Genomic DNA, 1,030 nt, shown 5'->3' on the forward strand with positions numbered 1-1,030 from the left:
GGAAGAACGTTCCAGCACTCTTTCCGTGATCTTATTGGCGCTTCTCTGAGTCACATCCTGAGAAAAGTTCGCCGCGGTTTTGGTTGCTTCCTGCTTGCTGCGCGAGATAGACCCTTCTGCACTGGCAGAAAATTCCACCACCGGACCGTATTTACCGGACACACTCAACCCCGCTTTCAAAGATGAATCCTGTTGAATGGTTTCGCTGGTTTCACGGCTCATTTCAAAGCGGCTGGTGGATTCCAGAGAGCGTTCTTCTGTGGTGGTGATTTCCGTTTCCTGAAACAGCAGTTCTTCTGTTTCACGGCGACGAATGTGCTCGCGTTCTTTCTTTTCACCTTTCAGAACATTTTCAATGTGGGCGACATCGGTGCCTTCGTAGCCTTTAAGTTGTTGCTTCACGACCAGAAGGTCTGCAATACCAGCAGGTGCAATGCTGCCGTGTGAACGCGGTACACGGTTATCAATCAATAATGGCGCGAGTGACGGGCTGAGTGTACCAATCGCGATATTATTCCAGGCAGTTGAAATAGGGGTCTTGGTCATCACCAATGCTCTGCCCATTCGCTTGAACGACTTCTTCATGGGTTTGCCCAGCAAACCATCCAGTTCATGAGCGAGAGACTCAACTTCCTCTTCCAGAACCTGAATGATTTCATCAATCGGACGTCGGGTGATATCCAGCTTTCTGGCAGTCAGAATTTTTCGCGTGCTGTCCGTCAGATCCGCTCCGGCTTCCTTGGTAGCGAGAAATCCAATTCGGGTTAAATCGACTGGGTTGAAAGCCTGAATCCCAGCTTTGAAGTGACGTGCCTGTTCAAGCAGGGAAGAGAGTGATTTGCTTTCGCTGCCGACATCAATCGTAAACTGACCAATTTTGGCTTCTTTCAGATTGGCATCAATGATTTTAGAACGCCCGACGATGCCCTTAGTAAATTCATTAATGACGCTGCTTTGCCGTTCAAATGTGGCGGAAGGGCGCAGTTCAGAAGGTACCAGAAAGCCTTTTTTGTTGTCTTGCGGTGTTTGT

The 1,030-nt window shown here is 48.9% G+C and carries 1 protein-coding gene; it reads right to left on the reverse strand.

The window, feature by feature from the left end:
- A partial coding sequence (locus RH89_RS29955) for a hypothetical protein (protein ID WP_004403910.1) occupies positions 1–1,030 on the reverse strand: 1,030 nt, incomplete at both ends.

This window comes from Vibrio nigripulchritudo ATCC 27043, from assembly GCF_000222685.1.
Classification (GTDB): Bacteria; Pseudomonadota; Gammaproteobacteria; order Enterobacterales; family Vibrionaceae; genus Vibrio; species Vibrio nigripulchritudo.